The organism is Shewanella frigidimarina NCIMB 400, assembly GCF_000014705.1.
Classification (GTDB): Bacteria; Pseudomonadota; Gammaproteobacteria; order Enterobacterales; family Shewanellaceae; genus Shewanella; species Shewanella frigidimarina.
In genome coordinates, this window is the sequence record NC_008345.1 from 3,114,535 (window position 1) to 3,138,728 (window position 24,194).

Here is a 24,194-nt window from a genome sequence, read left to right on the forward strand (position 1 = left end):
TGCTTCGCTTGACAGTACCTTCATTGACATTTGACCATGTACGCCTATGCTACTACATTCCGTGTTCTGCTCTGATTTACAGCTAATTCAATTTAGCTTACCTGAGATTCTAATGTTGAAAGGGTTCATTTCATCGCTTACAAAATCATCAAACCAAACCTCTAAATCTGATACCAGTTTTTTACCAGAAACAGCGGTATCTTTCGCTTTAACATTGAACTCAGATGGTGATATCTGCTTATCGATCGGGGAACTTCTGACAAGATTGTGAACTGCAAAGTTTCTAAGCTGTCGCCATTCATCAATTCTTTTAGACAGTGTATCAGGCAAGATTGTTGAAGATAACTCAACAAGTTTATTTAAGGTCTTCGATTTTGCTTTTTCGCCCCGAAGATACAGCACCATCGACAACCGATCAGAGATAATACTCTCAGCAAGAGTAATAGCTTCAAGATAAAACTCTTGTTCAATTGCCCTGCCAATCCGATTATTAGCGTACTTATGAAGTTCATCCTTTTCTTTCAAGCTTGCGGATAAGCTACCAAACTCTACATCAAAGTGCTTTGATAGGTGCAGCTCCATCAGCATTTCACGTAATGATGTAACTTGCTTCATTAGACTCCGAAACTGCGCAAAAAATGTATGCAAGTAAGTAAAGGTAAAAATATCTTCTCTTTTTAGCCAATAAGCGAAGTAAGGAGCTTCAACATCGCATGTCACCTTTAAGCACCTATTACCGATCTCAAAAATAAAATCATGAATAAAGATGGTTATTGGTGCGATATGTAGCAGAATGGTTTTCCCCTCTGGATAAAACCACCTTTTCTCCTCATTCATATCCAGTATTGGAGCTTCAAAAATATGACCCTGTTCTGTTGCACAAGGAACAGCAAGCTCAAGAAGCAGATCCATAATCTCATTAGGGTGAATATTTTCATAACCATCACGACTCAAGCAATCATAAAGCCAATAGCTAAAGCCATACACATCAAGGTTAGGCCCATGAAATAAAGGGCATGATTTCAGCCCCTCAATCTGTTGCGCTTGTTCTTCTTGGGTTAAGACATCTTTCTTCATTATTTATCCCTATACACCCAAATCTGCTTCATTAACAGACTTAGCCAGCCCTTTCATCAACACATCAAACATCAGCCCTGCAAAGCCTTTCGCAACAGCTTCATTAGAAAGTAGTTTCATTGCCATATCGTTATGAACGTCCATACTTTCAATAACTGCATTGTTGATTGAATTAGGGAACTCTCCCAGCATTGCTTGTTCTTTGGTATTGCTGCGAAGCTGATCCATTACCGTTTCATTTTCAGAAATCTTTCCTGCTATGGTATTAGCGTAATTGAGCATATCGTTTTCTGATAAACCATCTTCAATGAACAAGTCATTCATTCTCTCGATGATTTCGTTTAACAATTCAGTTTTTGGGTCTTTAGGTGTAGCTCCAGACCCTTCTTTACTCGGTGCTAAATAAGACTGCGGCTCTTCACCAATCTTATGACCCAAATGCAAATCAGCTTCTCGTTGCTCATGTAACCGATAATGAGTCATCACAACATCACTGAGGTCAATATCATCATCAATTACATCAAAGCGTAAAAGGGGATGTAAGTGTTTCGCAAAGATGCTTAGTTTTTCTAGCTCATAATCATTAAAATCAACAATCTGAGAACTAAACTCATAGTATCGATAGAACGATATCAAATCCTTCTTAAACACCTCCAAAACATCTCTAGCTTCTTTGGCGTGTTTAACACTGTTCTCAGCAAACTTAATTGCTTTATCATTACGATCTAATTTAGCTTTAGATAAGTCCGCTTGTGCTATTTGCAATACATGGCTAGCTTCTTTGTAGCGCACACTAAAACGCTCTACCGGTGCTTTGCACAGATTAGCCAGTTTTGCTTGATTAGCTTGTTTGCTGTTATAGGCGGTCACAAAAGCTTCTACCTCAAACCATTGGTAGATCCCAACATCAGCTAGCTTTTCCATAATCTCGTAGACGATATTAGGATCAGATACCCCAGACAACTCAGCCGTTTGAAAGTACACTTTAAACTCTTTCAGTACGTCTTCAGGATCGTTCACAAAATCCAATACGAAGGTCATATCTTTGCCTTTATAGGTACGATTTAACCTAGAAAGTGTTTGGATACACTCCACGCCTTTTAATGGCTTATCGACATACATAGCGACTAACTTTGGTTGATCAAAACCCGTCTGAAATTTATTTGCCACTAGCATCACTTGATAGTCATTAGTGTCAAACGCTTTACGCATATCCCGCCCACGCAGGTTCGGGTTCATATTGTTTTCAGTAAATGGTTGATCATTCCCTTGTAACAGAGAGTAGTCAGGATCATTTACCTCGCCAGAGAACGCCACCATCGCATTGATATTTTCGTAGCCTTTAGTATGTACGTACTTCTCAAACGCCAATTTATACCGTACCGCCTCTAAACGACTACTAGTGACTACCATTGCTTTTGCTTCGCCGCCGAGCAGATGCTTAATTTTGCTATTGAAGTGTTCAACAATAGTTTCAACTTTTTGAGCAATATTATATGGATGTAGCCTGACCCATTTTGCCATTTTTGAAGATGCTTTTTTACTGTCAACTTCATGATCACTTTCGGGCTGACCGTGTGCCAATTGATAGGCAACTCGGTAACTGGTGTAATTTTGTAATACATCGAGGATAAAGCCTTCTTCAATCGCTTGGCGCATAGAATAGACGTGAAATGGTAATGGTTTATTGCCATCACTAGCAGGTGCATCTAAGTCAGGTTTTCTACCAAATAACTCAAGAGTTTTAGCTTTAGGGGTCGCAGTAAAAGCAAAGTAACTGATATTTTTTGAGCCTTTACGGGCTTCAAGAGAAAGCCGCAGCATATCTTCACTGTCTAACTCTTCATCCCCTTCTAATTGCTCCGTCATAAGGACTTCACGCAATTTTCGTGCGGTTGTACCAGTTTGGCTAGAATGCGCTTCATCGGCAATTACAGCAAAGCTTCGACCAGCAAGAGTTGAGTCTTTACGGATTGCTTCTAATACGTGCGGAAAGGTCTGTATGGTGACGATAATGATTGATGTACTGGCCTTTAACTCTCCCGCTAATTGGCTGGACTTAGAGCCTTGAGCCTCTTCACGATTAACACGAGCAATCATGCCTTCATTGTGATCAAACTGATAGATAGTATCTTGTAGCTGACTATCAAGCACTGTTCGGTCAGTAATGACAATCACTGAGTCAAACACCTTATCACCGACTTTTTTACCAAGCTCAGGATGATCGATTTCAATCGATGGTGAAGTGTAATGCTTTGAAGCTAGTTGATGTGCTAGCCAAGCAATTGAATTAGACTTACCTGAACCCGCACTGTGTTGAATAAGGTATTTCTGCCCCGTCCCTTCAATATCGACGGTATTTAACAGCTTAGAAACCACTGCCCATTGATGATAACGAGGGAAAATAAGGGTTTCTTTGACCTTGATTGAACCGTCTAGATGCTCTTCATCTTTTACTTCAAGGTGAATATAACGGCTCAATATAAGTAGCAGATTGTCTTTTTGGAAAATCTCGTTCCAAAGGTAAGAAGTTGCATATTCATTAGGATCTTCAGGAATATCATTGCCCTGACCACCTTCAGCTGTGCCTTGATCAAACGGTAAAAAGAAGGTTTTTTTACCTGCCAAACGAGTGGTCATTGCTACATTGTATTGGCTTACCGCAAAGTGAACTAATGCACCACGTTTGAAGGTTAATAATGGTTCTGGTTTTTTAGTTATAGGGTCTTTAGGTTGCCTGTCCTTCATATACTGAACTTTGGCATTAGTGATTGACTGCTTAAACTCTGATTTAAGCTCACAGGTCGCCACAGGAATACCGTTGACGAATAAGGTTAAATCTAATCGACCGTCGTAGCCATTTGGTGAATAAACCAGCTCAGGAACAACCTTGAGAATGTTTTTGTCATAACGAGCACTTGCATCAGGGTTTAGGTCATGATCAGGCTTAAAACTACATAGGGTAAATTTAGCCCCACGGTCTTTTACCTGATTTCGCAATACCCATAATGTGCCTTTATTTTGTAAATCACGTTCTAATGATTTAAGTAATGCATCAGCTGTAGCGGTAGGATTACGCTCAGTATCTGGAAAGTGTTGTGCCAGCTTATCCCATTGTTCAGGCTGTGTAGCCTTAACAAAATCAATTACATCTTCAGGATACAAGGCCAACTGTTTGTTGTATTTACTCGACTCACCCAATAACCATCCTTGAGATTGCATTTGACTTAGGATGTCGCTTTGAAATATCGACTCTTTAGATATATTCATCATTTCATATCCTTATGATAACTCTTCAAGCTTATGTTTCAATTTACTGAAAATATTTTTCGCAAATTTATCTGCACTGTCTTCTTCTACCAATAGCTTTAATGCAATTTCATTGTAATTCTCTTGGCTTTCAATTATCGCCTTTTGTAATAACTCGGGATATAATCCCAACATGGCACGGTCTGCTGAGTTATGTTGTATTTGTTCTAACAGGTCAGTATTAAGAACAAGGCTATTTAGAATAAATTCTTGATAAGCGACTGATATTTCATTCCCTAACTTTTCTTCTTCAATCTCTTCAACAACGAGAGATTTTATCTTGACTTCTTTTTTCAAAAAACGAGCAACATTATCAATTTCTGGAAATAATGTTGCCTCTGAAATTGAAAGTGTTGCCAGCTCCCTAAGTAGGGTTTCTTTTGAGCTTTTGGGGATATCAATATGCTTAATGTCAGGACGATACTTGTCAGATATACGAATTGAATCAGTTTTATTTTTACCCATACCAAATAAAAAGAAAGCCCCACTTTGCTTTACAATTCTACGGTTGTCTAACTTAGGTTTTACGCAGATAACAGAATGAAGATGTGCTTCTTTAATATAGGGTTTAAAGTAAGGCTTTTCAGCTTGAATTGAATGTAAGAAGCGCTCTCTGTCTTCCTCGTCAGTAAAATTAAAGCTAGTATTAACCCGAGCTAAATTACTTATTACTGAGACAGTGTCGCTGTTGTAATATTTAATTTCTTCATTAGGCACTTGATAAACTAGTACCTGACCATTCTTGGCATTCTTATCTTTAGTGGATTCTGGAATTAAGGTACAACAAGCAAAATAAAGGGCAACTAAAGGGTTACTTGTAATATCTAGCAGTCGAGTAGGTAAACCGTAGTGCTGCATTTTAACTAAAAAATCAAAAGTGGATGTGCAATCCTTAAACTCTTCAGGGCATTGAGTAACTAAATTATGGAAAAGCTCACCTTCACTTTCAATATAGCGACTTTTCTTCGGATCATCATTTTGATTTCGAAATATTGTAGGAAATGGAGTATAGATATCGGAAGCATGACCACGATAAAATAATGTGTGGTCATCTTTAACTTTTATCTCTGAACATGCTGTTATAAAGTGAGCAAGAGTTCTTATCGTCTTTACTGCCATTTAGGATGTACTCCAGTCAAGCACATCAATTTTACCTGTTAATACTGCTGAGATAAGGGCTGTTTTGCGTTCTTTAGAAAGCTCTATCAATTTTATTGCTTTATTGATCAATATAGAGAAAGATTCATCTCGTTGTTGGATAAAGCTGGCTATTTCACTTTGTTCTTTTTGGGGAGGGGATAAGAAAGGTAAATTGTTTAGCTGTCCAAGTGATAGGGCTGGTTGCGCTGTAACGTTTACTCCATCATCCATCGCCCCTTCTTGTTTTAAATGAGTTAATAATTGATGACAATAAAGAACATCCATGGTTTTTTCATTGATTTTAAGGCTTAAACAGTTCCCTGAAACCACTGCCTTGTGGGGTAAACATGGTAAAATTGAATTCATACCATATCTTGCCCCTATCTTCGCAAGGATAATTGCCCCTTCTTTGGTTTCACTTCTGCTTATAGTTTCAAAGTGAGCAACAGATATTGTTTTTAATTTTGAAGTATCTAACATACCAGTTGTAGCAAAATTACTCTCTATGACATAAACATCACCATCATCCACGAAATGTTCTGATTTCAGATTACTTCCAAATGGGCCGTCAACAAATGAACCTTTTTCTTTCCCTTTAATATGCTTTAAACAGCAAACTACCCAATGTTCAGGCACTTCACCTAACCACACAACACCAGAGTTTTTCATTGGTGAGTCAGGGTTTAACCCCTTTGTAACTGCATGAGAAATCACCGCTTGACGTTTTTCTTTTAATAGCTCAATCAGCTTTTCTTGCTTGGCGATTAAGTCGTCGATCTTGGCCGTTTCGTGATCGAGAAAACACAGTATTTGAGTCTGCTCTTCAATAGAAGGTAAAGGAAACTCTAATTCTTTTACTATGCTTGAGTTCAGGCCAAGCATTATAGAACCTTTGCCTTGTTTACTTATTTGATCCTTAATCTCCTGAGCTTCATCAACTAACAATCTAAACAGTTCGGGTAGTATTTTACTGTTAGTTCTAAGTTTAAGTAGGTGTGAGTCTATAATCCCGAGATCTGCGTTTTCAGGTACAACTTGGCACTTACCACTTGTACCCATCATTGTTATAAGAATATCTCCCGCTTCAGCTGTGTATACTTTCATATCTTTGTATTTTGTTTGTGATATGAATCGTTTACCAAGAGTAAAATCTCTTTTAATTATATTCTCTTGGCCATAAACCCTAATGCCTTTCTCGACCATATCCTCAAGTTTCAAAGCACTACCAAATGGACCAATTTTTATCCCTTCTGAGCCATTTTTAAGTAAAAATTTTACTTTCAGGACTTGCCATGTTGACGGCAGGAGCTTTAACCACTCAACACCAGAGTCTTTGTACTCGGAATAAGCTTTATAACGTCCTGTCATTACGAATGCACCTCGTTCAATAACTGCATAATTTCAGTCGATACAATATCAAGATCGGCATCAATATCTTCTAATTCTCTTGGTGATGCGTATTCATAGAAATGACGATTGAACGGTATTTCATAACCCACTATTCCAACTTCATGATCTTTGGGATCAGTCTTAGTTTTATCAATCCACGCATTAGGAACATGCGGAATAACTTCACGATCAAAGTATTTATAAATTGATTCGGTAAGTGGCACGTTCTCAAAATCACGTAAATCTGGATTTGCTTCTACTCTTCCTTTTGCTTTGCAAAGTTGTGCATCATCATCGTGTTCACCTAAGTGTTTAACTATCAGTTTTTGTTGCACAGAAGACAATTTTATCCCATTGAGTTTTTTCATTAATTCTTTTAGAAAGGCATCACGAGAAAGTAATTTATCTTCTGTAAACCCAGCAAGTGAATCGATAACTGAATATTGAACAGCCTGATCTAATTTATCCCACGCATTATCCGCTTGTAATGCTGCAACTCGAGTCTGATCTTTAGGGTAAATAGCTAATTGCAGTGGTCGTTCAACGGTTATACGACGATAACCAAAAACATGATAGTCAAATATTTTGCTAAAATCATTTTCTATAAACTGACCATAGGTTTTAACGATGGTTTCAATGCCATCTTCCGTGAGTTCTTTGCGCTTACTGCCAAGTGACTTACGCATTGGGGCATAAAATATGTTTTCTACAACTTCATCTGACTCACCACCACCACTACGACCACGGCCACCTGTTTTAGCGCGTTCTTTTGATGCATTGATAAGCTGCACCTTACCTTTACGAGCACCGTTATGGCTTGCTCCTTTGTTTGAAGAGAGGATCCAGACATAGGTTGAAATACCTGTGTTGTAGAACATATCTGAAGGTAACGCCACGATCGCTTCAAGTAGGTCATTTTCTAGAATGTAACGTCTAATTTCACTTTCACCGCTACCTGCACCACCTGTGAAGAGTGGCGAACCATTCAAGATAATACCGATGCGTGAACCGCCTTCATGCTTAGGACGCATTTTGCTCACAAGGTGCATCAAAAACAGTAATGAGCCGTCAGAAACTCTTGGTAGACCTGCACCAAAACGACCTTCAAAACCTTTGTCTGTGTATTCGGTGTTAATAAATTTCTGAATCTTTTTCCAATCAACGCCAAAAGGTGGGTTTGACAGCATATAGTCAAACTTATCGTTACGGAGCAAATCGTTAGAGAGAGTATTACCTAACTTAATGTTATCGACCTTTTGCCCTTTAATCAGCATATCCGCTTTACAGATAGCGTAAGACTCAGGGTTTAACTCTTGACCAAAAGCTGACAGTGATGCTTTTTCATTAAGCTCGTGGAGATATTCCATACCCGATGATAAGAAGCCGCCTGTACCTGCTGTTGGATCATAGATAGAGCGCACCAAGCCCGCTTGAGTCAGCACATCATCATCGTTACTGAAAACCAATGAAGTGGTTAAACGAACTATGTCTCTAGGGGTAAAGTGCTCACCAGCCGTTTCGTTAGAGCTTTCAGCAAAGCGTCTGATTAACTCTTCAAACACTAAACCCATACCGTAATTACTAATATTTTCAGGCGATAATGGCGCATTAGCGAATTGTTTAGCGACTTTATAAAGTAGGTCTGCTTCGGCTAATTTGTCGATGGTATTGAAAAAATCAAAGTGCTCAAAAATTTCACGCGCATTTGGGCTGAATGATTGAATATAGCTTTCTAAGTTACTTGCGATGCCCATTTCACCAAGACGATGTAAGTCCATTTTAGACGTGTTGTAAAAACTTAATTGGGCAGTATGAGTAAGTAATTTATCTTGAGCCTCCAAGGGCATAGCTTTAACTGCTTCATATTTAGCAAGTACATCAGGTTTAGTGGCTTCAAGAACACATTCTAAGCGCCTTAGAAGTGTGAAAGGGAGAATAATACGGCCATATTGCGATTGCTTAAAATCACCGCGCAGAATGTCTGCTACAGACCAGAGAAGCGCTGCTGTTTGAGAGAAGTTGTTTGTCATATATAGCCCTATTTTATTTTTTGTTGTCCGTAACGAAGCTCTTATAGCATTCCTCGGATTATGCCATGAAATCATGGGGGAACACTAAATTACTTTATTACATACATGACTGATTTTGATTAACAAATGGCATAAGTGTTGTTACTAAAATTTTTTTTAACGGTCGAGGGCCGATATTGAAAAAATACGTTACTATAAATTTAAAGGGAATTATTCAATTCAAAAAAAAGGAATGTAGTATGAATTACCTAACTGAAAAACAACTAAAAACTTTAACAGCAACTGTAGAAACTGTTGAATATCTCGACAAAGAAATTGATGCTAAAATTTCACAATGTCAGCTAAAAGTCAGTAGCTATTTGCTGCTTTTTTTAAATTCTACAAAAGATCTAGGCATACCAGCTCATTCTTGTGAGCAAGTAGATCTTGTCACGCTAATGGGATCTGGCTCATTTTCGATTACTGTACCCCTCGAATTCGCAAATTATTTCACAAACCCCAACACATCTAACAATGAAGAGTCTGAGTTTGCATTTCCGCTAAAAACTCGCGAAGTTAAAGCAAGAATGCTTGTCTTTCAAGAAAACCCACTCTCGAAACACATATATGCAGAAGTAACTTTGACTGAGGTTATCACTGAAAAAACTGTAGTTAATGATTCTCAAGAAAGTGTAGCTACAACAAATACAACGATCCCTTTTCGATTTGATAAACCAAAATGGAGATAACCATGAGTGAGCATTTCGGAATTCTTCGCGTTAAAAAGCTAAAATCAAAAGCTGAAATTGCGGCGATGTCTGAACATTGGCGACGAACAAAGAACACCCCGAATGCGAACCCGAATAAGAAAAGACTAAACCGAGTGATAATGGGCGCTGAAGACCCCTATCAACGCTTTTGTGAGGAGATTGAACAGCGTGAGATAACTAAGTTCAGAAAGAATGGTGTGTTCGCTTTAGAGCTTGTCCTAGCTTTTTCACCGAGCTACCTTAAAGATCTGGAAACGGGTCGATATCGACATGATGCAAAACAGCGATTGAATCAATGGGTGCTTCTCACTCGAAACTGGCTAAAAGCGAAATTTGGCGATCGAATATTATCAATGCATCTTCATGGTGATGAAAGCTCCTATCACTGCCATGTTTGTTTACATGTGTTTGAATTGAAAACACGTAAGTCCGGAAAAATCGAATGGGGGATGAATGCAAGAGCGATCACAGGAGGCGCTGAAAAGCTGCGAGAGCTACAGGACTCATATGCTATAGCTCTAGAGCCAACAGGTCTTAAACGTGGCGTCAGGGGTTCTAAAGCAACACATAAAAAGGTATCTAGTTTCTATGGTGCTTTGAATGAAGCACAGACATTAAGCAGTAATTTAAATATTCCCTCACCACCCCAGAAACCAATAGAGTTTAAAAAATGGCAAGATAACTTGAGTAAAGTTATCGCAAATCTACAAAATCAGCAGGATTTTAAAGTAGAAAAACTCGAAGCTATGGTAGATGAGTTGTCTGCGACTAATGCAAAACTACAACAGCGATTAGAGCGATATGAAAGAAGCTACAACAGACCTTCTCGATGATTTTGTATACACATTTTCGAATATTTATATGAGAATGTGTACACAAACGAACATAACAATTTTTAGCGAAGCGTTAAGAAAATTGTGTAGTGAGTACCGAATTTTTCGCTGACATCTGAGTTATCTGGGCGTGCCAGAGTGGAATTTAAAATCATCGTCGAAATTTAAGATAAGTTCAGATTCCCGATCACCAAAATATTTCACACGTTCAGAAATATCACGACCAGCAATATCTTCTGCAAGAGCGAGATAATCTTGAAAATGGCGAGCTTCAGAACGAAGTAACGAAATATAAAAGTCACCTAATCGTTTATCTACATGAGTAGCCAGCTTAGCGAACCGTTCACATGAGCGTGCCTCTATGTAAGCACCACATATCAGCTTATCAATCAAAGTCTCGGGTTCATGGGTAGTAATGTGAGTTAATAAGCCTTTTGCATAACGACTGGCTCTAATGTTCTCAAATGGAATGTTAAACGCTTCCATCACTTCTAACACCTGGCAAAAGTGATGGAGTTCTTCTTTAATGAGCAATACCATTTTATCAATTAAGTCTTGACCATATGCCGTTCCCGATTTGGGTAGCATTGCTTTAGATAAGTTATTTTTTTTTATTAATTCACGCCAGTTGGTTTCAGTACGATAGATATAATCAACGAAAGGCTGTAACCAGCTTAACAAGGCATCCCCGCTTTCTTTATCAACAGCATACTTGCGTATCAAGAGCATCGCAGACTGAGCTGCTTTCAATTCACATGTCAAGTGATCCAGCAGTATTACTTTTAGGTTTTGCGGCTTTATAGCTTCATTAACCCACGCATCAGGTGTTTCGCATTGTAAAAATTTCTTGATGGGAGTTAATAAGTGTTCATCTAGTTTCATATTATTCTTTTTTCATTTTCTCAAGCAAATTTTTAGATAAAGCTTCGACCGGATTGAGTTCATCGTCTAGATTATCAGTGTCAGTAAATTGATCAATCATGTCAAACATTACGTCTTGAAATGAATGCTCTTTTTTACTCAGCGGCTTACTTCGAAATAATGAGTCAGCAGTCACGCCGTCTGAAATAACGACGAGACTTTTGCCCTGAGGAAAATCTTGAGTATCATAAATTCTACATCTGTAGCCCGCTATGACATCATTTACAATATTGTATCCAGAACTTGAGTAATTCTGGCTATTTCTGTCAAACTTTATGTACTCAATTGACACTGTTTTAGAGTCATCAACATCTGGTGAAAAAGAAATAATTCTGTTTTTTAACACCATTTTAACGCCTAGTTTTAACAAGGTTAAATTGTAAGAATCAGAATCTCTTGTGAGTTCCAGAGCTTCTTTAGATATTCTGAAAGACCGATTTATTGCTACGTCATGTCTAATTTGCTCAAGCTCAGAAGTTAATGACTTTACTTCTTCTTCTAGCTCAAGTTGTTTTCTTGTTATAAAGTTACCGTTTTTTCCTTCATTAACGATCTCTAGGTAAAGAACATCAAGATCTTTCGAAGCTTTATTCTTTTTATTGATGTCTGCAACTATCTCATTAGCGCGGAGATTATTTTTCTCTTGTTTCTTTCTATTCGATAACATGACTAAGAGTAGTGGTTCTACAGTGTGGTAAAAAAAATAATCAGCAATTATATAAGGAAATGTAGCTGCTGAATCGCAATTACTCCCACCTGACCTCTGTTTATTGCTACACCGCAAAAGTGGTAATGAATTGCTTGATTGTTGGATACTCATGCCTGAACCACAATGACCACAGGTAATGAGTCCGCGCAATGGCCAGCGCCTATCGGCTTTTACAGATTTATAAAGACGTTTACTGTGTATCTCTTGTGCACTAAAAAAGGTTGCATCATCAATAACAGGTTCATACAATCTTTTACCGTACACCTCACCAATACACTTTCTATTTAAGATAATTCTAATGAACTTAGTAGGGTTAACATTCTTGAGCGGTTTTGCACCAGGGAAAAGCTTTTTTAACTCTCTTTCAATTCTTACTTGGCCGAATCCATCCAGATATAGCTCAAAAATCTTTTTTACTAAACTTTCATATTCGTTTAATTTACCATTTTTATCTAACCAAAATGGCATTCGCATTTTAGGAGGAATATCATTATCTTCTGCGTTAAAGGCTCGTCGAGTCCAAGACGACTTTACTTTTTCAGAGCGCCACTTCGAATCGCTATGGGCTTTGTCTATCTCAATAATTAACCGCAGTCTCGTAGACATATCATCACGCATCGCAGGTGAATAAACGGCCTTATCTCTCGCGGTTACGATGGTTACATCATGATCCCAAATTCTATCAAGCAACCTCCCCGTTTCAGAAATATTCATTCGTGAAAGGCGTGAAAAATGCTCTACTAAGATAATAGACCCTGGTGGAATAGCCTTGCTTTCAATAGCCGCAACAAGTCGCCCCAACGAACCTGACTCGAGATGTTTTCCGGAAAAGGCAGAAACACCAGCATCAATAAAAGGCGAATTATCTATTTCAGTCTCTATACAGTGCGGATGATTTTTGAGCCAGTCTCTCTGAGCCTCACCCTGCCGAAAAAGCGAGCTATTGCCATCTTGCCCAATAGAGCTGAATCTTTGATAAAGATATACCAGCCCTGATAAAACTTCTTCTTGCATGATATTCTCATAGCTTTTAAATACATGATGTGCACATACTACCATAAAGCTCACAGTTGCAATGATCAATCAGTAATGCAGTGAGTTGTTCGGGTTGTTTAGCTTGTTCGACCCAACGGTTTGGCGTCTCACAACCTAAAAAGTCGTAAATAGGGACAAGTAATTGCTGCATAAAATGGATAATCCTTTCAAAAATCTATGTTCATTTTACCTTTAGAGCGATCTTTTCTGAAGCCAAAAACATAATACAACTTGACGAAAGTCTAATTATGTTCAATAAATAAGCTGAGCATCTAATTTAACGATTTAATAACAGATGCCATCGATCACCTTAAATGATGATTCTAAATTGGGATAGAGTCATAACTTAACAACATAGATGTTGGCAATGGAACCCTCTCAGTGTTATGCCAACACCATTCCCCTGTTGATAAGTAGATGTGGACTGATTAAGGCGATTGGTAAAAAGCTGTAGTCAGTTCGTCGTTGTTTGGCGAGCTAGGTCAAAAATGCTAAACAAGGATAACTATAATGGTATTGAATCACTTAATGGGACTTTACACTCATCCAAAAAAAGAGTGGCACACAATTGAAAAGAATCACGAAGCGCTAAAGAGCAGCTTGAGTCATGTATTGCTTATCGCACTGATCCCTGCAATTTGTGCTTATTTTGCGACAGCACACATTGGTTGGCATCCCGGAGCCGGAGAGCTTCTGTTTCTAACATCAAAAAGCGCACTATTCATGTCTGTTGGAATGTATTTCGGCTTGATTATTGGCGTTATGGCTCTTGCTTATCTAGCATATTGGATGGGCAAAACATTTGATGCTGATCCAACTTACACTCAAGCTCTCGAATTAGCGTCCTATACTGCAACCCCATTATTTATGGTTGGTTTAGCGGCACTCTACCCCGTGTTATGGTTCATTATGATAGTCGGTTTGATTGGCTTGTCTTATTCCGTTTATCTACTGTATGCAGGTGTTCCTATTATTATGAATATCCCTGAAGAAAAGGGTTTTATTTACGCTAGCTCAGTGGTTACTGCAGGTCTTGTACTATTAGTGGCACTGATGGCAAGTAGTGTCATTTTATGGAGTATTGGCTTCGGGCCGATGATGCAATAATTTATTGATTATTGAAAAATAAAACAAAAAAGGCGCATTTAGCGCCTTTTTGTTATTCATAATGCTGATTACGCAAAGGTATCTCTTAACGGTACCGTTAAGTTAAACACTAAATGTTCAGCGCTTGAATCTTTACTGTCTGCACAGAAATAGCCTTCTCGCTCAAATTGAAACGCTTTCTCAGCCGGAGCATTGACTAAACCAGGTTCAACGAGTCCCTTCACTACTGTGAGTGAATTGGGATTTAGCACTTCATCAACAGTTTCAAAAGCAGCAGGATTTTCACTGGTAAATAAACGGTCATACAAACGAAACTCAGCAGGTTTCGCTGTTGAGGCTTCAACCCAATGAATAACCCCTTTAACTTTACGTCCATCAGCAGGGTTTTTACCTAAAGTATCTGCATCGTAAGTACAATAGACTGTAGTAATATTACCATCGGCATCTTTGTCACAACGTTCAGCTTTGATAATATAAGCATTACGTAAACGGACTTCTTTACCTAAAACAAGTCGTTTAAAGTGCTTATTAGCTTCCTCTTTAAAATCATCAACATCAATGAATAACTCTCGTCCAAACGTCAGTTCACGCGTGCCCATGGCTTCATTATTTGGATGAGCAGGTGCTGTAATAGTTTCAGGCTGTGCATCTGGGTAGTTTTCAATAACAACTTTAATCGGTCTTAATACTGCCATTGCACGAGGTGCATGTTCATTTAATTCTTCGCGAATACACGCATCTAACATGCCGACTTCAATTAAGTTTTCTTGCTTGGTAACACCAATACGTAAGCAGAACTCGCGAATAGAAGCTGATGTGTAACCACGACGACGTAACCCAGCGATAGTTGGCATACGGGGATCGTCCCAGCCATCAACCAATTTACGTGTGACTAAATCGTTTAGTTTACGCTTAGACATCAAAGTGTATTCAAGATTTAAGCGTGAAAACTCATATTGACGAGTGCGATTTGGCGCTTGGAAATCATTTAAATGATCTAATACCCAGTCATATAAACGACGGTTATCTTGAAACTCTAAAGTACATATCGAATGAGTGATATTCTCAATAGCATCAGAGATACAATGAGTAAAATCGTACATTGGGTAAATGCACCACTTGTCGCCTGTTTGATGATGATGAGCAAATCGGATACGATAAATAATAGGATCGCGCATACACATAAAGGGTGATGCCATATCAATTTTGGCACGCAGAGCACATTCACCTTCTTTGAACTCTCCCTTACGCATTTTTTCAAATAACGCGAGATTTTCTTCAACACTGGTGTCACGGTATGGGCTGTTTTTACCCGGCTCTTTTAATGAACCGCGGTACTCTCTGGTTTGTTCGCCATTTAAGAAGCAAACGTACGCTAAGCCTTTGGTAATGAGCTCAACTGCATATTGATGTAGTTGATCAAAATAGTTTGATGAATAACGGATATCGCCAGACCATTCAAAGCCTAACCAACGCACGTCTTCCTGAATAGACTTAACATAATTGATGTCTTCTTTTTCAGGGTTTGTATCATCAAAACGTAAGTTACATTGACCTTGGTAATCTTTTGCAATACCAAAATTTAAGCAAATAGATTTAGCATGGCCAATATGTAAATACCCGTTAGGTTCTGGTGGAAAACGTGTATGTACTTGGCTGTGCTTACCGCTTTTTAGGTCTTCGTCTATGATATTACGAATGAAGTTACTTGGACGTACTTCGGTGTCCACATGACTCATGGAATTCCTCTTGGCGCACAATGGCAATATGAATAAAAATAGATGATCCTACAGATCTTATGTAGTTACAACTGCTAGTACCGAAAAAGTTAGCTTGTTAAAGCAAATAAACCCAGCAAAGCTGGGTTTATTGTTTAATTCAAACATATTTCAGTTAACTATTCCGTGACAATTCGTATTCCAGGAATAATTTGTTGTGCTTTGCGACCTTTCTTATTTAACCAGAAATAAAACACAACCAAAGCCATGACAAAGAAACTGATCCAACTAGCAGACTGTACCGGATGCTGATTAAATGTAGCCCCTTGGTAAACCACTGTTGCTGAACCATAAGCTAATGAAAATGTCCAAATTGCAGCAAAACGGGCCCACTTCGCACCAAATTCATGAACCAAGGCCCCCATTGCTGCTACACAAGGTGTATAAAGCAAGATGAACAACAAGTATGAGAATGCGGCTATCTGGCTTTTAAAGCCTGTTTGAAGCGCACTGAAGGTAGATGTATCAACAGATAACTCCATTGCTGCTTCATCTAAATCTGTGATACCTGCAATCGCAATTGATAATGGGTCACCAGGTTCAATACCTAATAAGTTTGTTGGAATTGTCGCTAAGCCGACTTTAACACTGTCCCAAATAGACAATAACTCTTCATCATCACCTGCTGAGGTGCTATATAAACTGTTTAATGTACCGACTACGGCTTCTTTAGCAAAAATACCGGTAATAATACCAACAGTTGCAGCCCAATTGTCTTGTTCTATTCCCATAGGAGAAAACAGCGGTGTGATTTGTTGGCTAGCAACACTGAGCAAAGACTCTTTACTGTCTTCATGGCCAAAAGATCCATCTGTGCCAATTGCATTAACAAAGTTAAGCAGTGTCACCACAATAATGATGGTTTTACCAGCGCCCATAATAAAGCTTTTAGTTCGTTTTGTTGTACGTGAAAATACTGCTTTGCTTTTAGGCATTTCGTAGCTTGGCAATTCCATAACAACGGCACTGCTTGTTCCTGGTAATACTGTTTTACGCAGTAACAAACCGGTGCCAATCGCGGCAAAAATACCAATAATATACAATAAAAACACCAAGTTTTGGCCTGATTGAGGGAAAAATGCCGCTGCAAATAACGCATAAACAGGCAGTCGAGCACTACAAGACATGAAAGGCGCCATCATTCCAGTAACGATACGTTCACGCTCGCTGCCTAATGTTCTGGTAGCCATGATGGCAGGAACCGAACAGCCAAAGCCAACAATCATCGGCACAAAAGCTTTACCTGGCAAGCCAATACGACGCATCAAGCCGTCGACAACAAACGCTGCCCGAGCCATATATCCAGATGCTTCAAGTACTGAAAGAGCAAGAAATAATGCAGCAACAACAGGAATAAACGTCGCGACTGTTTGGATACCTTGCCCTACACCGCCAGCTAAAATAGTCACAAGCCAATCAGGCGATCCCATTGACGACAGTAAGACACCAAAATGGTCAACAAAAATAGCCCCTGCAGTAATATCGAAGAAATCGATAAAAGAATTACCCACGTTAATACTGAATAAAAACATTAGGTACATAACAAATAAGAAAATAGGGATACCCAATACCGGGTGTAACACTACTTTATCAAGCCTATCTGTGGCGCTTATATGTTTCCCTTGATTTACTGATGCTTCAAACACCTGCTGTACAAAATCGTAACGGGTTGTGGCGATCATAATATCGATGTCTTCGCCTGCTTGTTCGACTCGTAAAGTACATTGCTTTACCGTGTCATGTAATTGTACTTCACTCGTACCACAGCCATTTCCATGGCTATTTGCTAAAATAGCAAGCGCTTGCCCACGGCTTAACGCCGTGAGGCCTTGGCTATCATTTTGCATCTGTAATGCGGTTACACTGGCTTCAATATCGGTATGATACTGGAGCATTAACGATTTTGTTGAGTCACCTTTTTCCAATAGTGACATTAACTCTGCCTGTAGTTGTTCTACATCGGCTTTACTTCGTGAACAAATAGCAACAACAGGACAACCTAAACGTGCTGACATGTCGTCAACATTAATGTTGATCCCAAGTTTTTTAGCAGCATCGATTTTGTTAATAACAACAATAATCGGAATACCTAACTCACGTAATTGGGTGGTTAAATATAGATGACGTTCGACATTTGTGGCATCAACTAGGTTGATGATTGCATCCACTTGTTGATTAGAAAGATAAGCCTGAGCAATCTGCTCGTCCAATGAACAATCGCAGCTATTACCTGCAGGGAGTAAATCGTAGATGCCAGGGAGATCGGTGAGAAAAATATCAGTCCCTGAATAATTTAGCTTACCGGTTTTCTTTTCGACGGTAACACCCGACCAATTGCCAACCTGCTGGCTAGCACCAGTAAGTGCATTAAAAAGAGTCGATTTACCTGCATTGGGATTACCCACGGTGACACAGTGAAATTGTTTAGTCATTTTTGAGCACTACCTCGATGATATCGGCTAAATCACAACGCATACATAATTTACTTCCACGTAAATCTAATTCAACACCTGACCCCATAGGAGCTCGTCGTATAAAATGAAAACGGGTGTTGGGTGTAATGCCCATGGATAACAATTTACGTTTAACAGTTTGCGGTAACGTTAATTGACCGATTTCAGAGATAATCGCCTGATCACCTGGCTTAAGTTCACTCAGCTTCATGTAACACTACCTTCAACAACATTAATAACGTTAAAAATTTTATCGGAACTAAACAAGTTAAACTCAAATCTAGATCAAAGTTTCACTTGTTAACGAGAATAGTTTTCAGTTGTATTACGTATTATGTGACAAATGCCCGTTAGAATATAGTGCAACTAAGATTTTATTTTTATTTTGAAGTAAAATTGGCTCAATAATGATTATGTTCTCTGGGCGGTCAACAACCCCATATAACAATCATCGGACCATTTACCATCAACACAGTTATTCTGTTTTAGTGTCCCTTCCAGAACAAAGCCCACCTTCTCTAATACTTTTCGCGAAGCAGTATTTTCATGAGCGCAAATACCAATGTATTTATGCATACTGAATTGTAGTGCCCCCCAATCGGTTACCGCGAGCAAGCTTTCACTGGCAAACCCTAATCCTTGCTGTTCTGGCGCAATTAAATAACCTACTTCAGCCCGCCTTAGCTGTGCATCATCACATCTAAAACCAATAAGTCCTACGGCCTGACTATTATCAATTCGCTCAATAACAAGCGTTAACCAATCTCCTGACTCAAAAAGCCATACCGCTTTACGCTGCTCAAATTTAGCGACTATATCTGATTCAGGTTCAATACTTCGAATATATTGATTAACATCTTTATCAAGATGTAAGCGAAGAAAAAAATCCCAATCCCTGCTCAGTAAATTTCGTAATTTAAGCCGATCACTATAAAGATTTATATCCATATACCCTCTTTTTAATACATAAAAATGGCAGCCTAAGCTGCCATTTTTATGTCACTCACTCAATATTGACTAGCCGCGACTAGTCACTTCAAGTAAATGAAAACCAAATTGTGTTTTTACTGGCCCTTGAACAACATTTAATGGTGCACTAAATACCACATCGTCAAATTCTTTAACCATCATTCCTGGTCCAAAAGAACCTAGTTCACCACCTTGTGCACCAGACGGACAAGAAGAATTTGCCTTGGCTACGTCAGCGAAATCAGCACCAGCTTCGATTTGTTGCTTGAGTGATTCACATTGTTCTTGAGTGCTTACGAGTAAGTGTCTAGCAGTTGCTTGTACCATAATTTGGCTCCTAAAATATAATAAAATAAAAATGTAACACTAACATAACGACAGAACGATGACATACTTAAGTCATCGTTCCTTTTACGGTATTTATTTTGCTAATTCAGCTTTTATCCAATCAGCGATTTTATTTTCCATCACCGCCATTGGTAACGACCCTGACGTGAGCAACTGATCATGAAAACCCTTTAAGTCAAATTTATCACCCAAAGCTTTCTCTGCATCTGCACGTAAGCGCAAAATAGTTAACTGGCCAACTTTATAAGATAGCGCTTGACCAGGTATAGCCATGTAACGCTCTACTTCTGCAACAATATCGGACTCCGCCATTGGAGAATTATCTTTCATGTATTGAATAGCTTGTTCGCGACTCCAGCCTTTCGCATGAAGTCCAGTGTCAACGACTAACCGCATCGCTCTTAACATTTCATCTGATAACTTACCGAAGTACTGATAAGGATCATTAAATACGCCCATCTCAATGCCTAAATACTCTGCATACAACGCCCAACCTTCTTCAAACGCAGTGTAACCCTGGAAGCGCTGAAACTGTGGGACGTCAGTTAACTCTTGTTTAATCGCAATCTGAAAATGATGACCTGGAGCGGCTTCGTGCAATGATAGGGTTGTCATGCCCCATTTAGGTTGTGCTTTTAAGTTGTAAGTATTGATATAAAATACACCTGGGCGTGAACCGTCCACAGCAGGTGATTCATACGATGCACCAGCGGCAGATTTCTCACGAAAACTCTCTACGGGCTTAACAATGTAATCCGCTTTAGGCATTACATTAAAATACTGAGATAATACTTGATTTATATGATCTTTAATTGCCATATAACCATCAATCAAATCTTGTCTGTCAGTAAAAAAGTACTGTGGTTCTGAAGATAAGGAGGCAAAAAATGCGGTTAAATCACCTTTAAAACCAACTTGCTCTCTCACCTTGTCCATCTCGGATAAAATACGTGCAACCTCAGACAAACCAATTTGATGTATTTCATCCACTGATAAAGTTGTTGTTGTGTGGCTATTAGCTAAGTGTTGATACCAATCTTTACCATTTGGCAGTCCCCACCAACCATCAGAAGCTCGTGAACTGGGTAAATACACATTTTTTACATAGTCACGTAACTGAGTCAATGCCGGTAATAGCTCAGAATCAATAAGTTGAGAGTATTCTTTGGTTAATTGTGCTTTTTGTTCAGCTGTAAAACTTTCAGGCAGTAAATTAATTGGGGAATAAAAAAAACTGCTCTGTGCATCAGTAACAAGTTGGGCATCCAACTGAGGAATAATCCGCTCGACAAGCACTCGTGGTAATACAACTTTACTTGCAATACCTTCATCCATACGTTGCTGTGCAAGTTTAGTCCAGTTAATAAACCCACGTAAGCGACCTAACCAATTTTGATAATCTTCAACAGTCTTAAATGGTTGAGCACTTTCTCCACTACCCAACTGGACCATTGTGAATACTGTGCTATAAAATTGGTTAATAGGTAAAAAGTACTCAGGATAAGTTTCTCCAATAAGCTCCATGTTACGATCATAAATAAACATGTCGTAACTGAGTTTAAGTGATGCAGGAAGTTTATCAACATCAATTGTTTTAGCTTGACTAAAATAATGGCTATTTAAATCATGACGAGCCTTTAAATACTCCTCAGTTAATGCACCACCGAATTGGTCGTTATAGTCATTGACTCCCACAAAGGTGGCGTAAATCGGCTCAAGCTTTAATTGATCATTAAAAAAATTATCGACCATTGCCAAATACTGCTCTGAGGCAGACTGAGGCATCACGGCAGCACTAGATTCGGCGGTGGTTTCAGGCGCAGATGAGACAGTAGTGGCTTCAGAACAACCTTGAGCGGCCAATAATAAGGACACAGTCAATGCTAGCAATGTTTTATTCATTTTTATTATTCCTTAACACAATTTCACTCACGCCTTATTAGCGTGTCGATTTATCTCAGTGTAACTATCAAATATGATTCTGTTATTACTCTTATGAGGACCATGCTATTAGGGTCCATTACCAAGTAATTGTATGCTAATTAGAAGTGGAGTTACCTCACAACCCAATCAATGCTTATCTATACCTGACGTAAATTCAATTGCACAACATAAGCTCTCACTCATACAGCCCGCCTATTTCGATTTAAATGTATAAGGAACACTTAAATCGAGTTAGCTCGTTCTGGATAGCTGATTTGCTAATATGCGATATCATTAAATGTGCCACATGACAAAGCAGACATAATCATTTTACTTATTGTATCTTTGCATTGCGGTTCATGAAACTAAACTTTAACAAATACACACTATCTAACAATTTATTGATTTAGAACATCAGTCAATACGTTTAATTTACGAAATCGAAGCCATTAATAAGACAAAATATTTAACATAGATAAAGAAAAAAATGTATTAGTAGTTTTCTTGTGCAAATAAAAAAGCCCCTAAAAAGGGGCTTTTTAAATCAAGCTTAAGTTAAAGCGTTACGTTGTGAATACGAGCTTTTTCTTTGATGTAAGAAATATAGCTCTTAGCACTACGTTCAGTCTTTTTATCATTAGCAGCAAGAACAGCTCGGTTATAAGCAGACTTGTACTTTTTAAGGCTCAAGTATGCTAAAGCTAGCTCAAATTGAGCTTCACCCGGGTTATCAATACCTGCATCAAGTGCTTTTTTAAGCACAGGAATAGCATCATTGTATTTTTGTTCTAAAGCAAGAATACGACCTTGTTTTAAATACAATTCACCCTTATTGCTAATGGCAGCTGCTTTACCGTAAAAGTAAGCAGCTTCTTTTAGCTCTTTAGCATTATGATAAAAACCAGCGAGTGTAGTTAAACTCTTCTCGTTTTCTGCAACTAAACCAGACTTCATGTGCTTTTCAAAAATGGTAGCAGCTTTGTAAGGCGAACCTTTTTGCGCTAACAATTGAGACAAACGAGTAATATTACTGTCAGTCTCTAAAAAGCCATTTTTATATGCTAAATCATATGTTGCAAGTGATTTATCATAGTCTTCAGTCATCAAGTAAAACTGAGCTAACTGAACCCAGAGACGTTTGTCGTCTTGGAACAAAGGCACCATAGTTTCTAATACTTTTACGGCTTCTTTGTACTTTTTCTGGTTAAAGTAAGCGGTTAACTTCATCTGATACAGACCTTTATCAGGCGATTCAGCTAAAGATAAACCTTTGTCAGCGACTTGTAGTACTTTATTCCAATCTTTTAACTCAGTGTAGGCAATACCAATTCGACGATACATTTGAGCATCTGCCTTACAGGTAAAATCCATCCACTTGTAATAATATGGAATCGCTTCTTTAAACTTTTTCTCTTGTAGTAACAAATCAGCATACAAACGCATTGTTGCAGCATGATCTGTACCACCAAGAATGTCAGCATCAACAGCAGTCTTCAAATATTTGATTGCTGTCTTCATCTGACCTTTTTCGGCATAGAAGTTACCTAACATACGATCGACATACGCTTTGTCGAAGTCGTTTTTAGCATTAGCCTCAAGCAATATTGCAATTGCTTGGTCTAAATTTCCTTCAGTATATGCTCCAAAAGATTTTTGTACTTTTTTTGCAGCGCTTTCGCCAACGGCACGAGATTGACGCTTGTCAATCTCACACTTTTCCGCAGCAACTACAGTGTTAGACAATAATGCACTTCCACAGACGGAAAGTAATAACGCTGTAGCGATACTAGTAACTTTACGCATTATCTACCTCCCTTCTCTAGTGTGAAGTCAAGTTGTACTGTCATACCACTTTGTCTTAATGGCTTGCCATCGACAATTTTCGGCTTGTATTTCCATTTTTTCAATGCGCGAATCGCTTCACGATCGAATAAACGCTTAGGTTCAGCTTTGATAACAGAAACGTCATCAACACCACCTAGTTCGTTAATTGTAAAGGTAAGTTGAACCCAACCCTCTTTACCATCACGAGCTGCAGCAATTGGATACTGAGGCTCAATACGAACAATAGGAGTAGCATCACCATCACGAGTCATCATGTTACCAAGCTTGAAACCTGTACTTGGTCCACCAGATTCGATCCCACCCATATTGAACGCCATATTAGTGTCAATATTAGATGATGAATCAGGCGGAGTAGTATCCGGCTTCGGTGGCTGCTCCGGTGGTGGAGGTGGCTTAGGTGTAACCCTTGGTTTTTTCTGTGCCTTCGAATCCTGTTTATCCATCGTAATTTCAATAACAGGGGATTCCGCTGATTCGCCGTTGCGTTGTGCGCCGCCGCCGACCAGGAAAGCCATGAAAGCAAACAGCCCAAAAGTCACTGCAGCACCAATGATTATTGATACGAGTGCTCTTAGCATA

At 38.8% G+C, this 24,194-nt stretch carries 18 protein-coding genes and 1 pseudogene; 3 read left to right on the forward strand and 16 right to left on the reverse strand.

Annotation, left to right across the window (positions count from 1 at the left end; genetic code table 11):
- Nucleotides 1-87 precede the first annotated feature (87 nt).
- Genes SFRI_RS13370 through SFRI_RS13390 form a run of 5 tightly spaced genes read right to left on the reverse strand, consistent with a single transcriptional unit; the run spans nt 88 to nt 8,945 of the window.
- Complete coding sequence (locus tag SFRI_RS13370; protein ID WP_011638054.1) at nt 88-1,077, reverse strand: hypothetical protein; 990 nt, start codon at nt 1,075-1,077, stop codon at nt 88-90.
- Between the two features lie 9 nt (nt 1,078-1,086).
- Nucleotides 1,087-4,350 (reverse strand): type I restriction endonuclease subunit R, encoded by a 3,264-nt coding sequence (locus SFRI_RS13375; protein ID WP_011638055.1) that lies wholly within the window; start codon nt 4,348-4,350, stop codon nt 1,087-1,089.
- Between the two features lie 9 nt (nt 4,351-4,359).
- Nucleotides 4,360-5,505, reverse strand: a complete 1,146-nt coding sequence (locus tag SFRI_RS13380; RefSeq protein ID WP_011638056.1) for an FRG domain-containing protein — start codon at nt 5,503-5,505, stop codon at nt 4,360-4,362.
- Nucleotides 5,506-6,894, reverse strand: coding sequence for a restriction endonuclease subunit S (locus SFRI_RS13385; RefSeq protein WP_011638057.1), 1,389 nt, complete (start codon nt 6,892-6,894; stop codon nt 5,506-5,508).
- Nucleotides 6,894-8,945, reverse strand: coding sequence for a type I restriction-modification system subunit M (locus SFRI_RS13390; RefSeq protein WP_011638058.1), 2,052 nt, complete (start codon nt 8,943-8,945; stop codon nt 6,894-6,896). The genes SFRI_RS13385 and SFRI_RS13390 overlap by 1 nt, the downstream gene beginning before the upstream one ends.
- A gap of 239 nt (nt 8,946-9,184) precedes the next feature.
- On the opposite strand from SFRI_RS13390, the gene SFRI_RS13395 reads away from it, so the two are divergent.
- Together SFRI_RS13395 and mobV are read left to right on the forward strand one after the other, a co-directional pair.
- Complete coding sequence (locus SFRI_RS13395; RefSeq protein ID WP_011638059.1) at nt 9,185-9,673, forward strand: hypothetical protein; 489 nt, start codon at nt 9,185-9,187, stop codon at nt 9,671-9,673.
- Between the two features lie 2 nt (nt 9,674-9,675).
- Nucleotides 9,676-10,527 (forward strand): MobV family relaxase, encoded by an 852-nt coding sequence (gene mobV, locus SFRI_RS13400; protein WP_011638060.1) that lies wholly within the window; start codon nt 9,676-9,678, stop codon nt 10,525-10,527.
- Nucleotides 10,528-10,647: 120 nt separating this feature from the next.
- On the opposite strand, the gene miaE (SFRI_RS13405) is transcribed toward mobV, so the two are convergent.
- The 3 genes and pseudogenes from miaE (SFRI_RS13405) to miaE (SFRI_RS21300) form a co-directional block, all read right to left on the reverse strand.
- The gene (miaE, locus tag SFRI_RS13405) at nt 10,648-11,409 is read right to left on the reverse strand and encodes a tRNA isopentenyl-2-thiomethyl-A-37 hydroxylase MiaE (protein ID WP_011638061.1); all 762 of its coding nucleotides are present in this window, start codon (nt 11,407-11,409) and stop codon (nt 10,648-10,650) included.
- Between the two features lies 1 nt (nt 11,410).
- On the reverse strand, nt 11,411-13,171 hold the full coding sequence (locus SFRI_RS13410; RefSeq protein ID WP_049763544.1) for a recombinase family protein: 1,761 nt from the start codon (nt 13,169-13,171) through the stop codon (nt 11,411-11,413).
- A gap of 46 nt (nt 13,172-13,217) precedes the next feature.
- A pseudogene (gene miaE, locus SFRI_RS21300) lies at nt 13,218-13,343 on the reverse strand (tRNA isopentenyl-2-thiomethyl-A-37 hydroxylase MiaE); the annotation flags it as partial.
- Between the two features lie 359 nt (nt 13,344-13,702).
- On the opposite strand from miaE (SFRI_RS21300), the gene SFRI_RS13415 reads away from it, so the two are divergent.
- Nucleotides 13,703-14,299 carry a Yip1 family protein gene (locus SFRI_RS13415; protein ID WP_011638064.1) on the forward strand — a complete coding sequence of 199 codons (597 nt, stop codon included), beginning with the start codon at nt 13,703-13,705 and terminating at the stop codon, nt 14,297-14,299.
- 68 nt (nt 14,300-14,367) lie between these two features.
- Here the strand turns inward: SFRI_RS13415 and glnS are convergent, their stop codons facing one another.
- From glnS to SFRI_RS13455, 8 genes are all read right to left on the reverse strand, one after another.
- Complete coding sequence (gene glnS, locus SFRI_RS13420; protein ID WP_011638065.1) at nt 14,368-16,038, reverse strand: glutamine--tRNA ligase; 1,671 nt, start codon at nt 16,036-16,038, stop codon at nt 14,368-14,370.
- Between the two features lie 158 nt (nt 16,039-16,196).
- Complete coding sequence (feoB, locus tag SFRI_RS13425; RefSeq protein WP_011638066.1) at nt 16,197-18,509, reverse strand: Fe(2+) transporter permease subunit FeoB; 2,313 nt, start codon at nt 18,507-18,509, stop codon at nt 16,197-16,199.
- Entirely contained in the window at nt 18,502-18,741 is a 240-nt protein-coding gene (locus tag SFRI_RS13430; protein WP_011638067.1) for a FeoA family protein, read from the reverse strand. Before SFRI_RS13430 ends, feoB begins: the two co-directional genes overlap by 8 nt.
- A gap of 200 nt (nt 18,742-18,941) precedes the next feature.
- A complete protein-coding gene (locus SFRI_RS13435; RefSeq protein ID WP_011638068.1) occupies nt 18,942-19,478 on the reverse strand; it encodes a GNAT family N-acetyltransferase in 537 nt (178 codons plus the stop codon).
- 69 nt (nt 19,479-19,547) lie between these two features.
- Nucleotides 19,548-19,826: a peptidylprolyl isomerase gene (locus SFRI_RS13440; protein WP_011638069.1), complete on the reverse strand. Its 279-nt coding sequence runs from the start codon at nt 19,824-19,826 to the stop codon at nt 19,548-19,550.
- Between the two features lie 93 nt (nt 19,827-19,919).
- The gene (locus SFRI_RS13445) at nt 19,920-21,749 is read right to left on the reverse strand and encodes a DUF885 domain-containing protein (protein ID WP_011638070.1); all 1,830 of its coding nucleotides are present in this window, start codon (nt 21,747-21,749) and stop codon (nt 19,920-19,922) included.
- 576 nt (nt 21,750-22,325) lie between these two features.
- Complete coding sequence (locus tag SFRI_RS13450; protein ID WP_011638071.1) at nt 22,326-23,573, reverse strand: tetratricopeptide repeat protein; 1,248 nt, start codon at nt 23,571-23,573, stop codon at nt 22,326-22,328.
- Entirely contained in the window at nt 23,573-24,193 is a 621-nt protein-coding gene (locus SFRI_RS13455) for an energy transducer TonB (protein ID WP_011638072.1), read from the reverse strand. Before SFRI_RS13455 ends, SFRI_RS13450 begins: the two co-directional genes overlap by 1 nt.
- Nucleotide 24,194 lies beyond the last annotated feature (1 nt).

Bases quoted from the DNA above. Each gene is read 5' to 3' on its own strand.
- SFRI_RS13430 (WP_011638067.1), bottom strand. From the start codon at position 18,741: ATGAAGCTGAGTGAACTTAAGCCAGGTGATCAGGCGATTATCTCTGAA.
- SFRI_RS13455 (WP_011638072.1), bottom strand. From the start codon at position 24,193: ATGCTAAGAGCACTCGTATCAATAATCATTGGTGCTGCAGTGACTTTT.
- SFRI_RS13445 (WP_011638070.1), bottom strand. From the start codon at position 21,749: ATGAATAAAACATTGCTAGCATTGACTGTGTCCTTATTATTGGCCGCT.
- SFRI_RS13415 (WP_011638064.1), top strand. From the start codon at position 13,703: ATGGTATTGAATCACTTAATGGGACTTTACACTCATCCAAAAAAAGAG.
- feoB (WP_011638066.1), bottom strand. From the start codon at position 18,509: ATGACTAAACAATTTCACTGTGTCACCGTGGGTAATCCCAATGCAGGT.
- SFRI_RS13370 (WP_011638054.1), bottom strand. From the start codon at position 1,077: ATGAAGAAAGATGTCTTAACCCAAGAAGAACAAGCGCAACAGATTGAG.
- SFRI_RS13390 (WP_011638058.1), bottom strand. From the start codon at position 8,945: ATGACAAACAACTTCTCTCAAACAGCAGCGCTTCTCTGGTCTGTAGCA.
- SFRI_RS13450 (WP_011638071.1), bottom strand. From the start codon at position 23,573: ATGCGTAAAGTTACTAGTATCGCTACAGCGTTATTACTTTCCGTCTGT.
- SFRI_RS13380 (WP_011638056.1), bottom strand. From the start codon at position 5,505: ATGGCAGTAAAGACGATAAGAACTCTTGCTCACTTTATAACAGCATGT.
- mobV (WP_011638060.1), top strand. From the start codon at position 9,676: ATGAGTGAGCATTTCGGAATTCTTCGCGTTAAAAAGCTAAAATCAAAA.
- glnS (WP_011638065.1), bottom strand. From the start codon at position 16,038: ATGAGTCATGTGGACACCGAAGTACGTCCAAGTAACTTCATTCGTAAT.
- SFRI_RS13395 (WP_011638059.1), top strand. From the start codon at position 9,185: ATGAATTACCTAACTGAAAAACAACTAAAAACTTTAACAGCAACTGTA.
- SFRI_RS13435 (WP_011638068.1), bottom strand. From the start codon at position 19,478: ATGGATATAAATCTTTATAGTGATCGGCTTAAATTACGAAATTTACTG.
- SFRI_RS13410 (WP_049763544.1), bottom strand. From the start codon at position 13,171: ATGCAAGAAGAAGTTTTATCAGGGCTGGTATATCTTTATCAAAGATTC.
- SFRI_RS13375 (WP_011638055.1), bottom strand. From the start codon at position 4,350: ATGATGAATATATCTAAAGAGTCGATATTTCAAAGCGACATCCTAAGT.
- SFRI_RS13440 (WP_011638069.1), bottom strand. From the start codon at position 19,826: ATGGTACAAGCAACTGCTAGACACTTACTCGTAAGCACTCAAGAACAA.
- SFRI_RS13385 (WP_011638057.1), bottom strand. From the start codon at position 6,894: ATGACAGGACGTTATAAAGCTTATTCCGAGTACAAAGACTCTGGTGTT.
- miaE (WP_011638061.1), bottom strand. From the start codon at position 11,409: ATGAAACTAGATGAACACTTATTAACTCCCATCAAGAAATTTTTACAA.